Consider the following 19,204-nt stretch of genomic DNA (forward strand, 5'->3'; position numbering starts at 1 on the left):
AAGCTATGATCCGTATTTCCGATTCTGCACAAGCGCACTTTGCCAAACTGCTGGCAAATCAGGAAGAAGGGACGCAGATCCGCGTGTTTGTGATCAATCCAGGCACTCCGAATGCAGAATGTGGTGTCTCTTATTGTCCTCCGGATGCTGTGGAAGCAACTGACACTGCCCTTAAATTTGAACAGCTCACCGCTTATGTCGATGAACTGAGCGCGCCGTATCTTGAAGATGCGGAGATCGACTTCGTCACCGACCAGCTGGGTTCTCAACTGACCCTGAAAGCGCCAAACGCCAAAATGCGTAAAGTGTCTGACGATGCGCCGCTGATGGAGCGCGTTGAGTATCTGCTTCAGTCCCAGATCAACCCACAGCTGGCTGGCCACGGCGGTCGCGTTTCCCTGATGGAAATCACGGAAGACGGCCTGGCGATCCTGCAGTTCGGCGGCGGCTGTAATGGTTGCTCTATGGTCGACGTGACCCTGAAAGAAGGGATCGAGAAGCAGCTGCTGAACGAGTTCCCGGAACTGAAAGGCGTGCGTGACCTGACCGAGCACCAGCGCGGCGAGCACTCTTACTACTAATTCAGTACCCGCCCGTATTGCCCGGTGGCGCCACGCTTACCGGGCCAACCTCCCTTGCCTTCCCACCTCGATATGTTGACCTGCGTCTCATAATTCAAATTTTGCCTCACTGGGTGATTCTCAACCGCGATATGTTACCCGTATCATTCTCGTGGGCACTCAACACCCTTATAACAGCCGACTAAACTTAACTGTTTCGCAGGCATCAGTATGAGTGCCGTTAACCACTCTGTTCCCAGTTGGGACAATCGGAATTTGTCGTTGAAACAATGACGTTACCCATAACAATTCAAAGGCCAGGTAAATCATGCCATTAGTCATCGTTGCTATCGGTGTTGTGTTATTACTGCTCTTGATGATCCGTTTCAAAATGAACGGATTTATCGCTCTGGTTCTGGTGGCACTTGCAGTCGGTCTGATGCAGGGGATGCCGCTGGTTAAAGTTATCAGCTCTATCAAAGCCGGCGTCGGCGGCACGCTCGGCAGCCTGGCGCTGATCATGGGCTTCGGTGCCATGCTCGGCAAAATGCTGGCGGACTGCGGTGGCGCGCAGCGTATTGCCACCACCCTGATTGCCAAATTCGGTAAACAGCACATTCAGTGGGCAGTGGTGTTAACCGGTTTTACCGTCGGTTTCGCGCTGTTCTATGAAGTGGGCTTTGTGCTGATGCTGCCGCTGGTGTTTACCATCGCTGCGGCAGCGAACATCCCGCTGCTGTTTGTGGGTGTGCCAATGGCTGCGGCCCTGTCCGTGACCCACGGCTTCCTGCCGCCACACCCGGGTCCAACCGCTATCGCCACCATCTTCCACGCCGATATGGGTAAAACCCTGCTGTTCGGTACGATTCTGGCGATCCCGACCGTGATTCTGGCGGGCCCGGTGTATGCCCGCTTCCTGAAAGGCATTGATAAGCCTATCCCGGAAGGTCTGTACAGCGCCAAAACCTTCACCGAAGAAGAGATGCCGGGCTTTGGCGTCAGCGTCTGGACCTCTCTGGTGCCGGTGATCCTGATGGCGATGCGCGCCGTGGCGGAGATGATCCTGCCGAAAGGTCATGCTTTCCTGTCCGTTGCGGAATTCCTGGGTGACCCGGTAATGGCAACGCTGATTGCGGTGTTGATCGCGATGTTCACCTTCGGTCTTAACCGCGGTCGTTCAATGGATCAGATCAACGACACGCTGACCTCGTCCATCAAAATCATTGCCATGATGCTCCTGATCATCGGCGGCGGCGGTGCGTTCAAGCAGGTGCTGGTCGACAGCGGCGTGGACAAATACATCGCTGCCATGATGCATGAAACCAACGTGTCGCCGCTCCTGATGGCCTGGTCTATTGCTGCAGTTCTGCGTATTGCGCTGGGTTCTGCGACCGTTGCGGCGATCACCGCAGGCGGTATCGTTGCCCCGCTGATTGCGACCACGGGCGTAAGCCCTGAGCTGATGGTTATCGCCGTCGGTTCCGGTAGCGTGATTTTCTCTCACGTTAACGACCCTGGCTTCTGGCTGTTCAAGGAGTACTTCAACCTGACGATCGGTGAAACCATCAAGTCCTGGTCCGCGCTGGAAACCATTATTTCGGTGTGTGGTCTGGTCGGGGTGCTGCTGTTGAATATGGTTGTCTGATGTAAAAAAGCCGGGTGGCGCTGACGCTTACCCGGCCTACATTCTATTCCCTCTCCCTCCGGGAGAGGGTTAGGGTGAGGGTGAAACTACCGCTTCTTACCAACCGCCCTTCTGCGCTTGTCCAAATCCTTAATCAGCCTGTTCACCCCGTCATCGGCAAACATCGTCTCAAGGGTTGTGGACAGCTTGCGACGCCAGTTCTTGTACTGATAGCTGGTGCCCGGAACGTTCACCGGCTCCGCCATATCAATCCAGTCTTCCGGCTGCAGGCCGAGCAACGCGCTGTTGCTGTCGGCAATATAGCGCTGCAGGCCACGGTTGAGCGTTGGGGTCATCGCCATCAGCGACGCTTTATGCCCTGCACGCTTCGGCAGACAGCCATGCTTATGCAGCGCATCCAGCAGCCCCTGCTTCGCCAGCTCACGATCCTGATACAGACCGCGCAGAACCTCTTCATCAGGATACAGTCCCAGCGTTTTGCCGAGGGTCAGGTCGCCGCTTTCCCAGTAGCCCCTGAGCGTAGGAAGATCATGCGTCGTCGCGACTGCCATTGACTGTTCAGGGTACGCTTTCGGCGCGCGGAAGGTTTTCTCATGGTCGTTTTCAAAATAGAGCACTTTATAGGAGTAGACGCCGCTGTCGCGGAGCTTGCTGACAATTTCCACCGGCACGGTACCGAGATCTTCACCGATCACCATGCACTGGTGACGTTTACTCTCCAGCGCCAGGATCGACAGCAGATCGTCAACCGGATACTGGACGTACGCCCCGTGATCGGCCGTTTCACCGTACGGGATCCACCACAGGCGCAGCACGGACATCACGTGGTCAATGCGCAGCGCCCCGCAGTTCTGCATGTTGGCGCGCAGCAGGTCGATAAACGGCTCGTAGGCGCGCGCCGCCATCACGTGCGGATCCATCGGCGGCAGGCCCCAGTTCTGCCCGAGCGGCCCGAGGATATCCGGCGGTGCACCCACGGAGGCTTTCAGACAGTAAAGTTCACGATCGCACCAGGTTTCCGCGCCGCCTTCCGCCACGCCCACGGCCAGGTCACGATACAGACCGATCGGCATCTTATAGCCCTGGCTCACCTGCCAGCAGGCAGCAAACTGGCTGTACGCCAGCCACTGCAGCCACAGGTAGAAGTCCACCTCATCGGCATGATTTTTACAGAAGGCTTTGACTTCAGGGGTATCCACGGTCTGATACGCTTCCGGCCAGACCGGCCAGCCCCAGCGCATTTCGTCCTCTTTCACCTGATATGCGTGCAGCGCATCAAATGCCGCCTGCCAGTAGAGACTTTCGCCTTCCTGCATCACAAACTGGCGGAAGGCCGCCATCTGCTCGTCGTCGCGCTGCGAAAAGCCTTTCCACGCCAGACGCAGCGCGGCCATTTTCAGCGCCGTGACGGTGGAATAGTCCACCCAGTCCGCGTCGCGAGCCTGCTTCAGCATCTGCCGGGTGGTATCAAGCTTCCACCACGCCTGCGCCTCTTTGCTGTTTTTGAAGTCGTCTAACGCGTTAACGTCGATGTAAATCACGTTCAGCCAGCGTCGGGAAGACGGGCTGTACGGGCTGGCGCTTTCCGGATTCGCCGGATAGAGCGCGTGAATTGGGTTGAGGCCAATAAAGGCCCCACCGCGCTCGCCCACGGATGCCAGCATGTTCTTCAGGTCGCCAAAATCGCCGATGCCCCAGTTGCTGTCGGAACGCAGCGTATAGAGCTGCACGCAGGCGCCCCACAGCTTTTTGCCTTCAAGCAGCGCCTGCGGCTCATAGCAGCGTTTTGGCGCGACGATCACCCGGCAGTGAAAACGCTGTTCGTCCTGGGTGAGCGTCAGGCTGTGATAGCCCTCCGGCAGCTTCGCCGGAAGGTTTAACGTTTTGCCGCCGATGGCGTGGCCTTTATGCTGATGCCCCTCTTCGGTGGTGAGCAGCCAGCTAAACTCGCCGAGCCCCTCCACCGCCAGCGGCATCTTTTTGCCTGCGGTAAAGACCTTCACGTTTGGCACCGGGGCAACCGACGCTTTCGCGTCGGTTTTGTGCATCGCATCCAGCAAACGTCTTTTGGTGTCCGCACCAATAGACTGCGGTTTGCCGTGCGCGTTGATGTAACTGAGGCTAATTCCCGCCGCCTGCGCGGCACTGTCCAGACGTTTACTCTCCATCGCGCTTCCTTAGCGTTTTGCCTGCCAGATACGGGCCTGATAATCACGGATTGAGCGGTCAGAGCTGAACATGCCGCAGCGCGCGGTGTTCAGAATGCACGCCCGGGTCCACGCCTCCTGGTCGCGATACAGCACGTCGACCTGTTTCTGCGCTTCAACGTAGGCCGTGAAGTCCGCCATTACCAGGTATGGGTCGCCGCCGTGTTTGTCCATGCTGTGCAGCATCTGGTCAAACGCGTGCTTGTCGCCGTCGCTGTATTTGCCGCTTTCCAGCTCCTTCAGCACCGCATCCAGCACTTTGTCTTTCTTACGCCATTTCACCGGATCGTAGCCTTTGGCCTTGATGGCTTTCACCTCTTCCACGGTATGGCCGAAGATAAAGATATTCTCTTCACCGACCTTCTCGGCGATTTCGACGTTCGCCCCGTCGAGCGTGCCGACGGTCAGCGCGCCGTTCAGCGCCAGCTTCATGTTGCCGGTACCGGACGCTTCTTTCCCTGCGGTCGAGATCTGCTCGGAGATATCCGCCGCCGGGATAAGCATTTCAGCCGCCGAGACGCAGTAGTCCGGCAGGAACACCACCTTCAGCTTGTCGCCCACTTTTGGATCGCTGTTGATCGCCGCCGCCACTTTATTAATAGCGAGGATAATGTTTTTCGCCAGGTAGTAGCCCGGCGCCGCTTTCGCACCGAACAGGAACACGCGCGGCACGCGGTCGGCCTGCGGGTTCTCGCGGATCTCTTTGTACAGCGCCAGAATGTGCAGCAGGTTCAGGTGCTGGCGCTTGTACTCATGCAGACGTTTGATCTGAATGTCGAAAATGGCATGCGGGTTGATCTCAATCCCGGTACGCACTTTCACGAACTCCGCCAGGCGAACCTTGTTCTCCAGCTTGATCGCACGGTACTGCTCGCGGAATTTCGCGTCGTCAGCGTATTTTTCCAGGTTGATCAGCTGGTCCAGATCGTTGGCCCACTCTTTCTTCAGGGTCTTGTCCAGCAGGCCGGCCAGCAGCGGGTTGCACTGCTTGATCCAGCGACGCGGCGTGATGCCGTTGGTCACGTTGTGGAATTTGGTCGGCCACAGCTGGTGATATTCCGGGAATAGATCTTTCACCACCAGGTCGGAGTGCAGCGCCGCCACGCCGTTAACGGCAAAGCCGCTGACTACGCACATGTTTGCCATGCGCACCTGTTTGTCGTGCACCACTGCCAGCTTGGCCCAGACGGCTTTGTCGCCCGGCCAGGTTTTCTCCACCAGCGCTTTAAACTGGTCGTTAATCTTGTTGATGATCTGCATATGGCGCGGCAGCAGCGCTTTCACCAGCTTCTCATCCCAGCACTCGAGCGCTTCTGGCATCAGGGTGTGGTTGGTGTAGGCGAAGGTGCGGCTGGTGATGGCCCAGGCGTCGTCCCAGCCCAGCTGATGCTCGTCGATCAGCACGCGCAGTAGTTCCGGGATGGCAATAGTCGGGTGCGTGTCGTTGAGCTGGATAACTTCGAAGTCCGGCAGCTGCGCCAGCTTGCGGCCCGCCAGATGATGGCGACGCAGAATGTCCGCCACGGAGCAGGCGCACTGGAAGTACTGCTGCATCAGGCGCAGCTTTTTACCCGCCAGATGATTGTCGTTCGGGTAGAGGACCTTCGTCAGCTTCTCGGCGTCAATGCCCTGCTGTTCGGCGCGCAGGAAATCACCGTCGTTGAATTTGGTCAGGTTAAACGGATGCGCGTGCTTCGCCTGCCACAGACGCAGCGGCTGCGCCACACCGTTACGGTAGCCGAGCACCGGCAGATCCCAGGCTTCACCGGTAATAGTGAACGCCGGCTCCCAGAGCCCCTGCTTCGTCACTTTCCCGCCTATGCCGACCTGCACATCCAGCTGCGCGTTGTGGCGGAACCACGGGTAGGTGTTACGGTGCCAGTCGTCCGGCGCTTCCATCTGATGGCCGTCGGCAAACGACTGACGGAACAGACCGTACTGGTAGTTCAGGCCATAGCCAATCGCCGACTGGCCGACGGTCGCCATGGAGTCAAGGAAGCAGGCCGCCAGACGACCCAGACCGCCGTTACCCAGCGCCGGGTCAATCTCTTCTTCCAGCAGGTCGGTCAGGTTAATGTCATGCTCTTTCAGCACATCACCCACCTCCTGATACCAGCCAAGGTTCAGCAGGTTGTTGCCGGTCAGGCGGCCAATCAGGAACTCCATCGAGATATAGTTGACGTGACGCTGGCCTTTGACGGACTTCGTCACGGGCTGAGCATCCAGCTGCTCTGCGAGCGCCCCGCTCACCGCCTGCCACCACTGGTGAGGCGTCATCTCGTTTGCAGCATGAAGGCCAAAACGCTGCCACTGACGCGTCAGGGCAGCCTGGAATTGAGCTTTGTTGAAGGTAGGCTGTGACATAGGGGATCGGCATCCTTTAGAAAGAAAACACAAGTTGGCGCTAGTGTGCCTGGCTCATTTCACCTCTTCCTCCTCCCGTGGGGGATTAGACAGGGAGGAGTAGCGGGGATGAGCATAAAAGTGTGATCGAGGCCACTCTGAGAGCATAGTCGTAGCGTGCCAGGAAGTTAAAAAAGTAACCGGGGAGAATGTCAAAGAAATGAAATGCGGTTTCGGGTGAAATTAATCCGCCCGGAAATGATTGCTTACGGAGAATAATATTTCAGCAATGGGCTCATACCTAAGGAGATTATTAATCTCACTCAACTTTACCCGAAGTTTATTAAATTCGACGTCATTATACCTTTCTGAAACCAGTTTCAGCCCAACCGGGTGACATCCATACAAGCCAGCATTCACGCGGCATCAAAGCCTTTTCAAAAAAGTTCCAACACTGGCCGGAATGTTTTGTGACAGAGTGCAAATTAAGAGCCACAAAAGCCAGACATAACTTGCAATAGTTCTCTTTCTGACCGACCTTATAGCTATTAATTACGAAGCGCAAAAAAAATAAATTCTCTCGTTCCCCACAGTGAAGTGAAACCTATGTTGATTCCGTCTAAATTAAGTCGCCCGGTTCGTCTTGACCATACAGTGGTCCGCGAGCGTCTGTTGGCTAAACTTTCCGGCGCGCATAATTTCCGACTGGCGCTGGTTACGAGCCCTGCAGGTTATGGAAAAACAACGCTCATTTCACAATGGGCCGCAGGTAAAAGCGATCTTGGCTGGTACTCTCTTGATGAGGGCGATAACCAGCAAGAGCGTTTTGCCAGCTATCTGATTGCCGCTATTCAACAGGCAACCAATGGACACTGCGTCGCCAGTGAAGCGATGGTGCAAAAGCGCCAGTACGCCAGCCTGTCCTCCCTTTTCTCTCAGCTATTTATCGAACTGGCCGAATGGCATCGCCCGCTGTACGTGGTAATTGATGACTATCATCTGATTACGAACCCGGTGATCCACGAGTCGATGCGCTTCTTCCTGCGTCATCAGCCGGAAAACCTGACCTTAGTCGTGCTGTCACGCAACCTGCCGCAGCTGGGAATTGCCAACCTGCGCGTGCGCGATCAGCTTCTGGAAGTGGGCAGCCAACAGCTGGCCTTCACCCACCAGGAAGCGAAACAGTTCTTCGACTGCCGCCTGACCTCACCGATTGAGGCCGCTGAAAGCAGCCGCCTGTGTGATGACGTCGCGGGCTGGGCGACGGCGCTACAGCTGATTGCCCTCTCTGCCCGGCAAAACAACAGCCCGACGCACCAGTCTGCGCGTCGTCTGGCCGGCATCAACGCCAGCCATCTTTCTGATTACCTGGTGGATGAGGTGCTGAACAGCGTCGATCCATCGACCCGTAATTTCCTGCTGAAAAGTTCCCTGCTGCGTTCCATGAACGACGCGCTGATTGTGCGCGTTACCGGCTGTGAAAACGGCCAGCTGCAGCTGGAAGAGATTGAACGTCAGGGCCTGTTCCTGACGCGCATGGACGATCCCGGCGAGTGGTTCAGCTACCATCCGCTGTTTGGCAGCTTCCTGCGCCAGCGCTGCCAGTGGGAGCTTGCCACGGAATTGCCGGAAATCCACCGCGCCGCCGCCGAAAGCTGGATGGCGCAAGGCTTCCCGAGCGAGGCCATTCACCACGCGCTTGCCGCCGGTGACGCCAGCATGCTGCGCGATATCCTGCTTAACCACGCGTGGGGGCTGTTTAACCACAGCGAGCTGACGCTGCTGGAAGAGTCGTTGAAAGCCCTGCCGTGGGAGAGCCTGCTGGAGAACCCGCGTCTGGTGCTGCTCCAGGCCTGGCTGATGCAGAGCCAGCACCGTTACAGCGAAGTGAATACCCTGCTGGCGCGCGCCGAGCAGGAGATGGAAAGCGAAATGGATATCACCCTGCATGGCGAATTTAACGCCCTGCGGGCGCAGGTCGCGATTAACGACGGCGATGCGGATGAAGCGGAACGGCTGGCGATGGTCGCGCTGGATGAACTACCGCTGGCGAATTTCTACAGCCGGATTGTGGCGACCTCGGTGCACGGCGAAGTGCTGCACTGCAAGGGTGAGCTGACGCGTTCCCTTTCGCTGATGCAGCAAACCGAGCAGATGGCGCGCCGCCATGATGTGTGGCACTACGCGCTGTGGAGCCTGATCCAGCAAAGCGAGATTTTATTCGCTCAGGGGTTCCTGCAGGCGGCCTGGGAAAATCAGGAAAAAGCGTTCCAGCTGATTCGTGAACAGCACCTGGAACAGCTGCCGATGCACGAGTTCCTGTTGCGTATTCGCGCTCAGCTCCTGTGGGCGTGGTCGCGCCTGGATGAAGCAGAAAGCTGCGCCCGTCAGGGTGTGAGCGTGCTCTCTGGCTTCCAGCCGCAGCAGCAGTTGCAGTGTCTGGCCCTGCTGGTGCAGTGCTCGCTGGCGCGCGGCGATCTGGATAACGCCCGCAATCACCTTAACCGTCTGGAAAACCTGCTTGGCAACGGTCAGTACCACAGCGACTGGGTATCGAACGCCGACAAGGTGCGGGTGATTTACTGGCAGATGACGGGGGACAAAAAATCCGCCGCCAACTGGCTGCGTCAGACACCTAAACCGGAATTTGCCAATAACCACTTCCTGCAAAGCCAGTGGCGCAACATCGCCCGCGTGCAGATCCTGCTGGGTGACTTTGAGCCTGCCGAAATTGTGCTGGAAGAGTTAAACGAAAACGCCCGCAGCCTGCGCCTGATGAGCGATCTGAACCGCAACCTGCTGCTGCTTAATCAGCTTTACTGGCAGGCGGGGCGCAAAAACGACGCCCAGCGCGTGCTGCTGGAAGCCCTGCAGCTGGCGAACCGCACCGGGTTTATCAGCCACTTCGTGATTGAAGGTGAAGTGATGGCGCAGCAGCTGCGTCAGCTGATTCAGTTGAACACGCTGCCGGAGCTGGATCAGCATCGCGCCCAGCGCATTCTGCGCGAGATTAATCAGCACCACCGTCACAAATTCGCGCATTTCGACGAGAACTTCGTTGAACGCCTGCTGAACCACCCGGAAGTGCCGGAGCTTATTCGCACCAGCCCGCTCACCCAGCGCGAATGGCAGGTGCTGGGGCTAATCTATTCAGGCTACAGCAATGAGCAGATTGCCGGAGAGCTGGCGGTGGCGGCAACCACCATCAAAACGCATATTCGCAATCTGTATCAGAAGCTGGGCGTGGCGCACCGTCAGGATGCGGTGCAGCATGCGCAGCAACTGTTGAAGATGATGGGATATGGGGTTTAGATCCTCTGCGGTCTGATGCCCTCACCCCGGCCCTCTCCCACGGGGGGAGGGTGAAAGGCTTTTCAACACAACTCTAACTGCAAATTATTATCTTTAATTACCTGCATCACGCCCGCCGGCGGCATCACGTCGGTATAGACCGCATCCACCATGCTGATGCTGCCCATGTTCACCATTGCGTTACGGCCAAACTTCGAATGATCCACCACCAGCATCACGTGACGCGAGTTTTCAATAATCGCGCGCTTGGTGCGCACCTCGTGGTAATCAAACTCCAGCAACGAGCCGTCGGTGTCGATGCCGCTGATCCCCAGAATGCCGAAGTCGAGGCGGAACTGAGAGATAAAATCGAGCGTCGCTTCGCCGATAATCCCGCCGTCGCGGCTGCGCAGTTCGCCCCCCGCGAGGATGATGCGAAAATCGTCTTTCTGCATCAGAGTGTTGGCGACGTTCAGGTTGTTGGTCACCACGCGCAGGTTCTCGTGATCCAGCAGGGCATGGGCGACCGCTTCCGGCGTGGTGCCGATGTCAATAAACAGCGTCGCGCCATTCGGGATCTGGCTCGCCACTTTACGGGCAATGCGCTCTTTTTCAGCCGTCTGCGTGGCTTTACGGTCGTGCCAGGAGGTGTTGACCGAGCTGGACGGCAGCGCGGCCCCGCCGTGGTGGCGCAAAATACGGTTCTGATCGGCCAGATCGTTCAGGTCGCGACGGATGGTTTGCGGGCTGACGGCAAACTGCTCGACCAGCTCTTCGGTGCTGACGTATCCCTGTTTTTTGACCAGTTCGATAATGGCGTCATGACGTTGTGTTTGTTTCATCAATTATCCCTGAGAATTATGTTCGTTTTCGCGCATGGAGCGTGTCGGCAAGCGCCATTGCCAGCCCGACCGCCAGGCCGGTGACGTGCGCACCATTGGCGATAGACATACCAAACAGATCAAACCATCCGGCAATTAGCCATATTAACGCAAAGGCTATTAATCCGCGTTGTAAATAGATGCCGCTTTCCGGGTCGCGCTCCCCGCGAAGCCAGACGTAGCCCATCAGGGCGTAGACGACACCCGACAGCCCGCCGAACCACGGGCCGCTGAATCTATGCTGCACGTAGCCGCTCAGCAGGGCGCTAATCACGGTGATGACAATCAGCTTACCGCTGCCGAGCCGCTTCTCAACGATGCCGCCGAGATACCACCACCACAGCAGGTTAAAGAGGATATGCATCACCGAGAAGTGCATCAGCGCGTGGGTAAAGTAGCGCCAGACGTCAAACTGCAACGATGGGTCATACGGCCACGCCAGCGCGATCATTACGCTCTGGTCGCCCACCACGTTCATAATAATGAAGACGATAATACAGGCCGCCATCAGCAGCAGCGTAAACGGGCCCGCGCGCTCGCGAATCGTGGCAAGGAAGGGAAAACGGCTGTAATGCAGTCCGCTGCCGGTCTGGCCGGATTGCCAGCTGGCCGCCAGATAGCGCGGGTCGCCTGGGTTCTCAAGAAAACGCGCCAGCTCTTCGTTTACCCGCCCTGCCTGGCTCTCGTCGGCCAGCCAGACGTCGGTCTGAGTATGTTGCTGAATGGTCAGAATAACGCCCTGCGTCGCCATATAGTCGACAAACGCCTGGGCGACGCGCGGGTTGGTAAAAGAGGTGATCATCAACATGGGCAGCGGTCGCTTATTTCCACACAAAAGGGAACAGTATAGCGGGATTAGCGCTCAAACGCGTATTCCACTTCTGCCGGGAAATGACGATGCCAGGCATCGAAGCCGCCATCGACGCTGTATACCGCGTCGTAGCCCTGCTGAATAAGATACTGCGCCGCGCCTTTGCTGCTGTTGCCGTGGTAGCACATGACCATTACTGGCGTGTCGAAGTCGTTATCGCGCATAAACGCGCCCAGCGTGTCGTTGGTGAGATGGAACGCGCCCGGCGTGTGGCCCATCGCAAAACTCTGCGGATCGCGGATGTCCACCAGCACCGCTTTTCCCTGGTGCATCTTCTGGTGGGCTTCTTCTACGTTAATACATTCAAACTGATCCATGGTGTTCTCTTTCGCTTATTCAGGTGTGGTGCGTTTTTCCCCTCACCCTACCCTCTCCCGGAGGGAGAGGGAAACGGATCACCCTCTCCCCGTGGGAGAGGGCTGGGGTGAGGGCATCAGACCGCACTATTTTACCCCGTAGTGTACGTCCTGACGGCGGGTAAACGCCATTATGTTATCCATATCACTCTAAATTGTTTTTTTGATGTTACCAAAAGCGCGTTCCTTTGCTATTATGAGCGATATCGAACATTTTTGAGCTTTAACGAAAGTGCATGAGGGTGTTATGGAAACCAAAGATCTGATTGTGATAGGCGGTGGCATCAACGGTGCCGGTATTGCGGTTGATGCCGCAGGACGCGGTTTATCCGTGCTGATGCTGGAAGCTAACGACCTCGCCTGCGCGACGTCGTCCGCCAGCTCCAAGCTGATCCACGGTGGCCTGCGCTACCTGGAACACTACGAATTCCGTCTGGTCAGCGAAGCGCTGGCCGAACGTGAAGTGCTGCTGAAAATGGCCCCGCATCTGGCGATCCCGATGCGCTTCCGCCTGCCGCACCGCCCGCACCTGCGTCCGGCGTGGATGATCCGCATCGGTCTGTTTATGTACGATCATCTGGGTAAACGCACCAGCCTGCCGGGTTCGAACGGTTTGCGTTTTGGCTCAGAATCGGTCCTTAAGCCGGAAATCGTGCGCGGTTTCGAATATTCCGACTGTTGGGTGGACGATGCGCGTCTGGTGCTGGCGAATGCGCAGATGGTCGAGAAGAAAGGCGGCGAGGTGAAAACCCGGACCCGCGCGACCGCCGCACGCCGCGAAAACGGCCTGTGGATTGTGGAAGCAGAAGACATTGATACCGGCGAGAAATTCAGCTGGAAAGCGCGCGGCCTGGTGAACGCCACCGGCCCGTGGGTGAAGCAGTTCTTCGACGACGGCATGCACCTGCCTTCACCGTACGGCATTCGCCTGATCAAGGGCAGCCACATTGTGGTGCCGCGCGTGCATACCCAGAAGCAGGCGTACATTCTGCAAAACGAAGACAAGCGCATCGTGTTTGTGATCCCGTGGATGGACGAGTTCTCCATCATCGGCACCACCGACGTGGAGTACAAAGGCGATCCGAAAAACGTCGAGATCGACGAGAGCGAAGTGAACTACCTGCTCAAAGTGTATAACGCACACTTTAAGAAACAGCTGTCACGGGATGACGTGGTCTGGACCTACTCCGGCGTGCGTCCGCTGTGCGATGATGAGTCTGACTCACCGCAGGCCATCACCCGCGACTATACGCTCGATATCCACGACGTAGACGGTCAGGCACCGCTGCTGTCGGTGTTTGGCGGCAAGCTCACCACCTACCGCAAGCTGGCCGAGCACGCGCTGGAAAAACTGGCGCCGTACTACAAGGGCATTGGCCCGGCGTGGACCAAAGAGGCGGTACTGCCCGGTGGAGATATCGGCGGAAACCGCGACGATTACGCCGCGAAGCTGCGCCGTCGCTTCCCGTTCATTACCGAAGGGATGGCGCGCCACTATGCCCGCACCTACGGCAGCAATACCGAGCTGTTCCTGGGAGAGGCAAAAGAGATTGCGGATCTGGGCGAGCATTTCGGCCACGAGCTGTATGAAGCCGAGCTGCGCTACCTGGTCGAGCACGAATGGGTTCGCCGCCTGGACGATGCCATCTGGCGTCGTACTAAAGAAGGGATGTGGCTGAACGCCGAGCAGCAGTCTCGCGTGGCGCAGTGGTTACTGCAAAATGCGGGAAAGCGTGAGCTTTCGCTGGCGTCTTGATGCGATCGGTGCGGGCTGATGCTCTCACCCTGACCCTCTCCCACAGGGAGAGGGAACAAACACTAAAAACGGCAACCGAGGTTGCCGTTTTGCTTTTACAACCTCACCGGATCAATATGCCAGATCGTCTCGGCATACTCCTTGATGGTCCTGTCAGAAGAGAAATACCCCATGTTGGCGATGTTATGCATCGCTGCGCTGGTCCATTTCTCCTGCTGGCGGTATAGCTCATCCACCTTATCCTGGCAGTCCACGTAGCTGCGATAATCCGCCAGCACCTGGTAGTGGTCGCCAAAGTTAATCAGCGAATCCACCAGATCGCGATAACGGCCCGGCTCGTCGGGGCTGAACACGCCGGTCGCAATCTGCGTCAGAACCTGACGTAGCTCTTCATCCCCTTCATAGAACTCACGCGGCGAGTAACCTTTCCTGCGCAGCGCCTCCACCTCTTCCGTGGTGTTACCGAAGATGAAGATATTCTCTTCCCCGACGTGCTCCAGCATTTCGACGTTCGCCCCGTCCAGGGTGCCGATGGTCAGCGCTCCGTTAAGGGCAAACTTCATGTTACTGGTGCCGGACGCTTCCGTGCCCGCCGTGGAAATCTGCTCAGAGAGATCCGCCGCCGGGATGATCAGCTGCGCCAGGCTGACGCTGTAGTTCGGGATGAACACCACCTTCAGCTTGTCGCCAATATCCGGATCCTGGTTCACCACCTTCGCCACGTCGTTGATGAGATGAATGATGTGCTTCGCCATGTAGTAGGCGGAAGCCGCCTTACCGGCGAAGATCTTCACGCGCGGCACCCACTCGGCGGTTGGATCGGCCTTAATGCGATTGTAGTGGGTGATCACGTGCAGCACGTTCATCAGCTGACGCTTGTACTCGTGGATGCGTTTGATCTGCACGTCGAACAGCGCTTTCGGGTTTGCCACCACGTTGAGGTGCATCGCCAGCCAGACCGCCAGACGTTTTTTGTTCCGCAGCTTAGCTTCCCGCACGGCTTTATTCACCGTCGGGAAATCAATGTGCTGCTTAAGCTCGCTCAGCTGGCTCAAATCGGTACGCCAGGTGCGGCCGATATTCTCATCCAGCACGTCGGACAGCGGCTGGTTCGCCAGCGCCAGCCAGCGGCGCGGCGTGACGCCGTTGGTGACATTGCAGAAGCGCGTCGGGAAGATCTTCGCGAAGTCGGCGAACAGCGACTGCACCATCAGGTTTGAGTGGAGCTCAGACACCCCGTTCACCTTGTGGCTGATCACCACCGCCAGCCAGGCCATACGCACGCGACGGCCGTTGGATTCATCAATAATCGAGGCTCGGCTCAGCAGGCCGGTATCGTTCGGATACTGCTCCTGCAGCGTCTTGAGGAAATAGTCGTTGATCTCAAAGATAATCTGCAGATGGCGCGGCAGGATTTTGCCGAGCATATCCACCGGCCACGTCTCCAGCGCTTCGCTCATCAGCGTGTGGTTGGTGTAGGAGAACACCTGACACGTCACCTCAAACGCGTCGTCCCAGCTGAACTTATGCTCGTCGATCAGCAGGCGCATCAGTTCAGGAATGGAGAGCACCGGGTGGGTGTCGTTAAGGTGAATCGCCGTTTTCTCCGCCAGGTTGGCGTAGGTTTTGTGCAGCTGATGGTGGCGACTGAGGATGTCCTGAATCGTCGCGGAGACGAGGAAATACTCCTGACGCAGGCGCAGCTCGCGGCCGGAATAGGTGGAGTCATCCGGGTACAGGACGCGGGAGACGTTCTCAGAGTGGTTTTTATCTTCCACCGCCGCAAAGTAGTCGCCCTGGTTAAATTTACCGAGGTTGATCTCGCTGCTGGCCTGGGCGTTCCACAGGCGCAGCGTGTTGGTGGCGTCAGTGTCGTAGCCGGGGATGATCTGATCATAGGCCACGGCGAGGATCTCTTCAGTTTCTACCCAGCGGGACTTTTTCCCTTCCTGCTGGATACGCCCGCCAAAGCGCACTTTGTAGCGCGTGTTGTGGCGTTTGAACTCCCACGGGTTGCCGTACTCCAGCCAGTAGTCAGGGGACTCTTTCTGACGACCATCGACGATGTTCTGTTTGAACATGCCGTAGTCATAGCGAATACCGTAGCCGCGGCCCGGCAGCGCCAGCGTCGCCAGCGAGTCGAGGAAGCAGGCGGCGAGACGCCCCAGCCCCCCGTTGCCCAGCCCCGGGTCGTTCTCTTCGTCAATCAGCTCTTCTAAATCCAGCCCCATCTCTTCCAGCGCGGTTTTGACGTCGTCGTAGATACCGAGCGACAGCAGCGCGTTAGAGAGGGTGCGGCCAATCAAAAATTCCATCGACAGGTAATAAACCTGCCGCGTCTCCTGCGAAAGCTGAGCGCGGTTTGAGCGCAGCCAGCGTTCGACCATGCGGTCACGCACCGCAAACAGCGTGGCGTTCAGCCACTCGTGCTTGTTGGCAATGACCGGGTCTTTCCCGATGGTGAACATCAGCTTGTAGGCGATGGAGTGCTTTAACGCCTCAACGCTGAGCGTGGGTGAAGAGTAGCTAAATGGAGCGTTCATATCAGTAACTTCGCCTCGTTACATCAAGCGTTGATAGAGATCGCGGTACGACTGCGCCGCAACGTGCCAGCTAAAGTCCATGGACATCGCCTGACGCTGTACGTAACGCCAAAGGGATGGACGGGACCACAAGACGAAAGCACGCCGAATCGCCCGAAGCAGCGACCAGGCATTACTGTCTTCAAAGACAAACCCGCTGGCAATACCGTCCGCCAGGTTTTCCAGAGAGCTATCCGACACCGTATCCGCCAGCCCGCCCGTGCGGCGCACCAGCGGCAGCGTGCCGTATTTCAGGCCGTAGAGCTGCGTCAGGCCGCAGGGTTCGAAACGGCTCGGCACCAGAATCACGTCCGCGCCGCCCATGATTCGGTGCGAGAACGCTTCGTGATAGCCAATCTGCACGCCCACCTGCCCCGGATGTTCCGCGGCGGCGGCGAGGAAACCCTCCTGCAGCACCGGGTCGCCTGCGCCGAGCAGCGCCAGCTGTCCGCCCTGCTCCAGTAAACCGGGCAGCGCTTCCAGCACCAGATCCAGCCCTTTCTGGCTGGTCAGGCGGCTGACCACCGCAAACAGCGGCACCTTGTCGTTGACCTTCAGCCCCATCGCAATCTGCAGCTGGCGTTTGTTTTCGGCTTTGTCTTCCACCGAGTCGCGGCCATAGCGCGCCGCCAAAAGGAGATCGGTTTCCGGGCTCCAGATCTGTTCATCCACGCCGTTCAGAATGCCCGACAGGCGGCCTTCGCGGTGGCGCTGCTGCAGCAGCCCTTCCAGGCCGTAGCCAAACTCCGGCTGGGTGATTTCACGCGCGTAGGTGGGGCTCACCGCCGTAATGTGATCGGCATAGTACAGCCCGGCCTTCAGGAACGAAATTTGCCCGTTGAACTCCAGACCGTGCATGTTATAGAACGACCATGGCAGATCGATGTCATTCATATGATGGGCGTAGTACATGCCCTGATACGCCAGGTTGTGCACCGTAAACACCGATTTTGCCGGATGCCCTTTTGCCGCCAGATATGCAGGCGCCAGCCCGGCGTGCCAGTCATGCGCATGCACTACATCCGGACGCCAGAACGGATCCAGCCCGACGGCCATCTCCGCCCCCACCCAGCCGAGCAGCGCAAAGCGCAGCACGTTGTCGGTATAAGCGAACAGGTTCGTATCGTGATACGGGCTGCCCGGTCGGTCGTACAGATGCGGCGCGTCGATCAGGTAGATCCCTACGCCGTTGTAATGCCCAAACAGCAGGGTGATGCGTCCGGCAAACGTTTCACGGCGGGTCACGACCTTTGCATCAGGTATGCCGCGCCGGATATCCGGGAAGGCGGGCAGCAGGACTCGGGTATCTACCCCTCCGGCGATCTGCGCCGCGGGTAATGCACCCAGAACATCCGCCAGACCGCCCGTTTTTAACAACGGGAACATCTCAGAACATACGTGTAAAACCTGCATCATCGCTCCTGTTTGATCTGCAGCTTCCGCAACATTTCCCGTGTGACTAACACGATCCCCTCTTCAGAACGGTAGAAGCGACGCGCGTCTTCTTCCGCGTTTTCACCAATCACCATTCCCTCAGGAATGACGCAGGCCCGGTCGATCACGCAGCGACGCAGACGACACGAACGCCCTACCCAGACATCCGGCAGCAGGACTGCCGAATCGATATTACAGAATGAGTTTATACGCACGCGCGGGAACAGCACGGACTGCACCACCACCGAACCGGAGATAATGCACCCGCCGGAGACCAGCGAGTTCAGCGTCATGCCGTGGCTGCCGGAGCGGTCCTGAACAAATTTCGCAGGCGGCAGGGATTCCATATGGGTACGAATCGGCCAGTTCTGGTCGTACATATCCAGCTCGGGCGTCACGGACGCCAGGTCCAGGTTGGCTTTCCAGTATGCTTCCAGCGTTCCCACATCGCGCCAGTAAGGCTCCGCATTCGGGTCGGACTGTACGCAGGACAATGGGAAAGGATGTGCATAGGCCATGCCAGCTTTGGTTATTTTTGGGATGATGTCTTTGCCGAAGTCGTGGCTGGAGTTTTCGTCTTTGTCGTCTTCTTCCAGTAGCTCATAAAGATAATCCGCATCAAAGACATAGATCCCCATGCTGGCGAGCGATTTGGTGTCATCCCCCGGCATGGTGGGCGGGTTCGCCGGTTTTTCTACGAAGTCGATAATCTTATCGTCCGCATCCACGTGCATCACGCCAAACGCCGTCGCCTCGGCAACGGGCACCGGCAGACACGCCACGGTGCATCGAGCCCCTTTTTCGACGTGGTCGATCAGCATATGCGAGTAGTCTTGCTTGTAGATGTGGTCCCCGGCGAGGATCACGATGTATTCCGCGCTGTAGCGACGAATGATGTCGAGGTTTTGGGTCACGGCATCCGCCGTGCCGCGGTACCAGTTTTCGCCGTGAACGCGCTGCTGCGCCGGGAGCAGATCGACAAACTCGTTCATCTCTTCGCTGAAGAATGACCAGCCGCGCTGGATGTGCTGCACCAGGGTGTGCGACTGATACTGCGTAATGACGCCAATGCGGCGAATGCCCGAGTTCAGGCAGTTGGAGAGCGCAAAGTCGATGATGCGGAACTTACCACCAAAGTGAACGGCCGGCTTGGCACGCTTGATGGTCAAATCTTTCAGACGGGTACCACGCCCGCCCGCGAGTATCAGGGCAACCGTTTTTAAGGGTAGCTGGCGTGCCAACATTAAGGGATCGTTCTTCTCTAATCTAACCATGACT

At 57.7% G+C, this 19,204-nt stretch carries 12 protein-coding genes; 4 read left to right on the plus strand and 8 right to left on the minus strand.

The features are described from left to right. The first annotated feature begins 5 nt into the window (after positions 1–5). Positions 6–581 (plus strand): Fe-S biogenesis protein NfuA, encoded by a 576-nt coding sequence (gene nfuA, locus AB8818_RS17705; protein WP_003861601.1) that lies wholly within the window; start codon positions 6–8, stop codon positions 579–581. A 307-nt stretch (positions 582–888) separates the two neighbouring features. Continuing rightward, positions 889–2,205, plus strand: a complete 1,317-nt coding sequence (gene gntT / locus AB8818_RS17710) for a gluconate transporter (RefSeq protein ID WP_116342718.1) — start codon at positions 889–891, stop codon at positions 2,203–2,205. An 86-nt stretch (positions 2,206–2,291) separates the two neighbouring features. Here gntT and malQ read toward each other — a convergent pair whose 3' ends face one another. Both malQ and malP read right to left on the minus strand, forming a co-directional pair. After that, on the minus strand, positions 2,292–4,373 hold the full coding sequence (gene malQ, locus AB8818_RS17715) for a 4-alpha-glucanotransferase (protein WP_163330642.1): 2,082 nt from the start codon (positions 4,371–4,373) through the stop codon (positions 2,292–2,294). Positions 4,374–4,382: 9 nt separating this feature from the next. Beyond that, complete coding sequence (malP, locus tag AB8818_RS17720) at positions 4,383–6,776, minus strand: maltodextrin phosphorylase (protein WP_192983726.1); 2,394 nt, start codon at positions 6,774–6,776, stop codon at positions 4,383–4,385. A 585-nt stretch (positions 6,777–7,361) separates the two neighbouring features. Here malP and malT point away from each other — a divergent pair. After that, on the plus strand, positions 7,362–10,067 hold the full coding sequence (gene malT, locus AB8818_RS17725) for an HTH-type transcriptional regulator MalT (RefSeq protein WP_163330640.1): 2,706 nt from the start codon (positions 7,362–7,364) through the stop codon (positions 10,065–10,067). Between the two features lie 62 nt (positions 10,068–10,129). Here malT and AB8818_RS17730 read toward each other — a convergent pair whose 3' ends face one another. Genes AB8818_RS17730 through glpE form a run of 3 tightly spaced genes read right to left on the minus strand, consistent with a single transcriptional unit; the run spans position 10,130 to position 12,115 of the window. After that, complete coding sequence (locus AB8818_RS17730; RefSeq protein ID WP_028014684.1) at positions 10,130–10,888, minus strand: DeoR/GlpR family transcriptional regulator; 759 nt, start codon at positions 10,886–10,888, stop codon at positions 10,130–10,132. A gap of 16 nt (positions 10,889–10,904) precedes the next feature. Beyond that, positions 10,905–11,735, minus strand: a complete 831-nt coding sequence (gene glpG / locus AB8818_RS17735) for a rhomboid family intramembrane serine protease GlpG (protein ID WP_192983729.1) — start codon at positions 11,733–11,735, stop codon at positions 10,905–10,907. Positions 11,736–11,782: 47 nt separating this feature from the next. Continuing rightward, on the minus strand, positions 11,783–12,115 hold the full coding sequence (gene glpE, locus AB8818_RS17740) for a thiosulfate sulfurtransferase GlpE (protein ID WP_096928555.1): 333 nt from the start codon (positions 12,113–12,115) through the stop codon (positions 11,783–11,785). 286 nt (positions 12,116–12,401) lie between these two features. Between glpE and glpD the strand changes: the two genes are divergently transcribed. Beyond that, on the plus strand, positions 12,402–13,910 hold the full coding sequence (glpD, locus tag AB8818_RS17745; protein WP_163330638.1) for a glycerol-3-phosphate dehydrogenase: 1,509 nt from the start codon (positions 12,402–12,404) through the stop codon (positions 13,908–13,910). Between the two features lie 95 nt (positions 13,911–14,005). Here the strand turns inward: glpD and glgP are convergent, their stop codons facing one another. The 3 genes from glgP to glgC are packed head-to-tail and all read right to left on the minus strand — an operon-like array spanning position 14,006 to position 19,200. Beyond that, positions 14,006–16,453 (minus strand): glycogen phosphorylase, encoded by a 2,448-nt coding sequence (glgP, locus tag AB8818_RS17750; RefSeq protein ID WP_116342729.1) that lies wholly within the window; start codon positions 16,451–16,453, stop codon positions 14,006–14,008. Positions 16,454–16,471: 18 nt separating this feature from the next. After that, positions 16,472–17,905 (minus strand): glycogen synthase GlgA, encoded by a 1,434-nt coding sequence (gene glgA / locus AB8818_RS17755; protein ID WP_061096850.1) that lies wholly within the window; start codon positions 17,903–17,905, stop codon positions 16,472–16,474. Beyond that, a complete protein-coding gene (gene glgC / locus AB8818_RS17760; protein ID WP_023333724.1) occupies positions 17,905–19,200 on the minus strand; it encodes a glucose-1-phosphate adenylyltransferase in 1,296 nt (431 codons plus the stop codon). The genes glgA and glgC overlap by 1 nt, the downstream gene beginning before the upstream one ends. Positions 19,201–19,204 lie beyond the last annotated feature (4 nt).

The sequence above is a fragment of the Enterobacter sp. KB-280D8 genome (assembly GCF_041399405.1).
Classification (GTDB): domain Bacteria; phylum Pseudomonadota; class Gammaproteobacteria; order Enterobacterales; family Enterobacteriaceae; genus Enterobacter; species Enterobacter cloacae_N.

Bases quoted from the DNA above. Each gene is read 5' to 3' on its own strand.
- glpD (WP_163330638.1), top strand. From the start codon at position 12,402: ATGGAAACCAAAGATCTGATTGTGATAGGCGGTGGCATCAACGGTGCC.
- glpG (WP_192983729.1), bottom strand. From the start codon at position 11,735: ATGTTGATGATCACCTCTTTTACCAACCCGCGCGTCGCCCAGGCGTTT.
- malP (WP_192983726.1), bottom strand. From the start codon at position 6,776: ATGTCACAGCCTACCTTCAACAAAGCTCAATTCCAGGCTGCCCTGACG.
- glgP (WP_116342729.1), bottom strand. From the start codon at position 16,453: ATGAACGCTCCATTTAGCTACTCTTCACCCACGCTCAGCGTTGAGGCG.
- malQ (WP_163330642.1), bottom strand. From the start codon at position 4,373: ATGGAGAGTAAACGTCTGGACAGTGCCGCGCAGGCGGCGGGAATTAGC.
- glgC (WP_023333724.1), bottom strand. From the start codon at position 19,200: ATGGTTAGATTAGAGAAGAACGATCCCTTAATGTTGGCACGCCAGCTA.
- malT (WP_163330640.1), top strand. From the start codon at position 7,362: ATGTTGATTCCGTCTAAATTAAGTCGCCCGGTTCGTCTTGACCATACA.
- glpE (WP_096928555.1), bottom strand. From the start codon at position 12,115: ATGGATCAGTTTGAATGTATTAACGTAGAAGAAGCCCACCAGAAGATG.
- gntT (WP_116342718.1), top strand. From the start codon at position 889: ATGCCATTAGTCATCGTTGCTATCGGTGTTGTGTTATTACTGCTCTTG.
- nfuA (WP_003861601.1), top strand. From the start codon at position 6: ATGATCCGTATTTCCGATTCTGCACAAGCGCACTTTGCCAAACTGCTG.
- AB8818_RS17730 (WP_028014684.1), bottom strand. From the start codon at position 10,888: ATGAAACAAACACAACGTCATGACGCCATTATCGAACTGGTCAAAAAA.
- glgA (WP_061096850.1), bottom strand. From the start codon at position 17,905: ATGCAGGTTTTACACGTATGTTCTGAGATGTTCCCGTTGTTAAAAACG.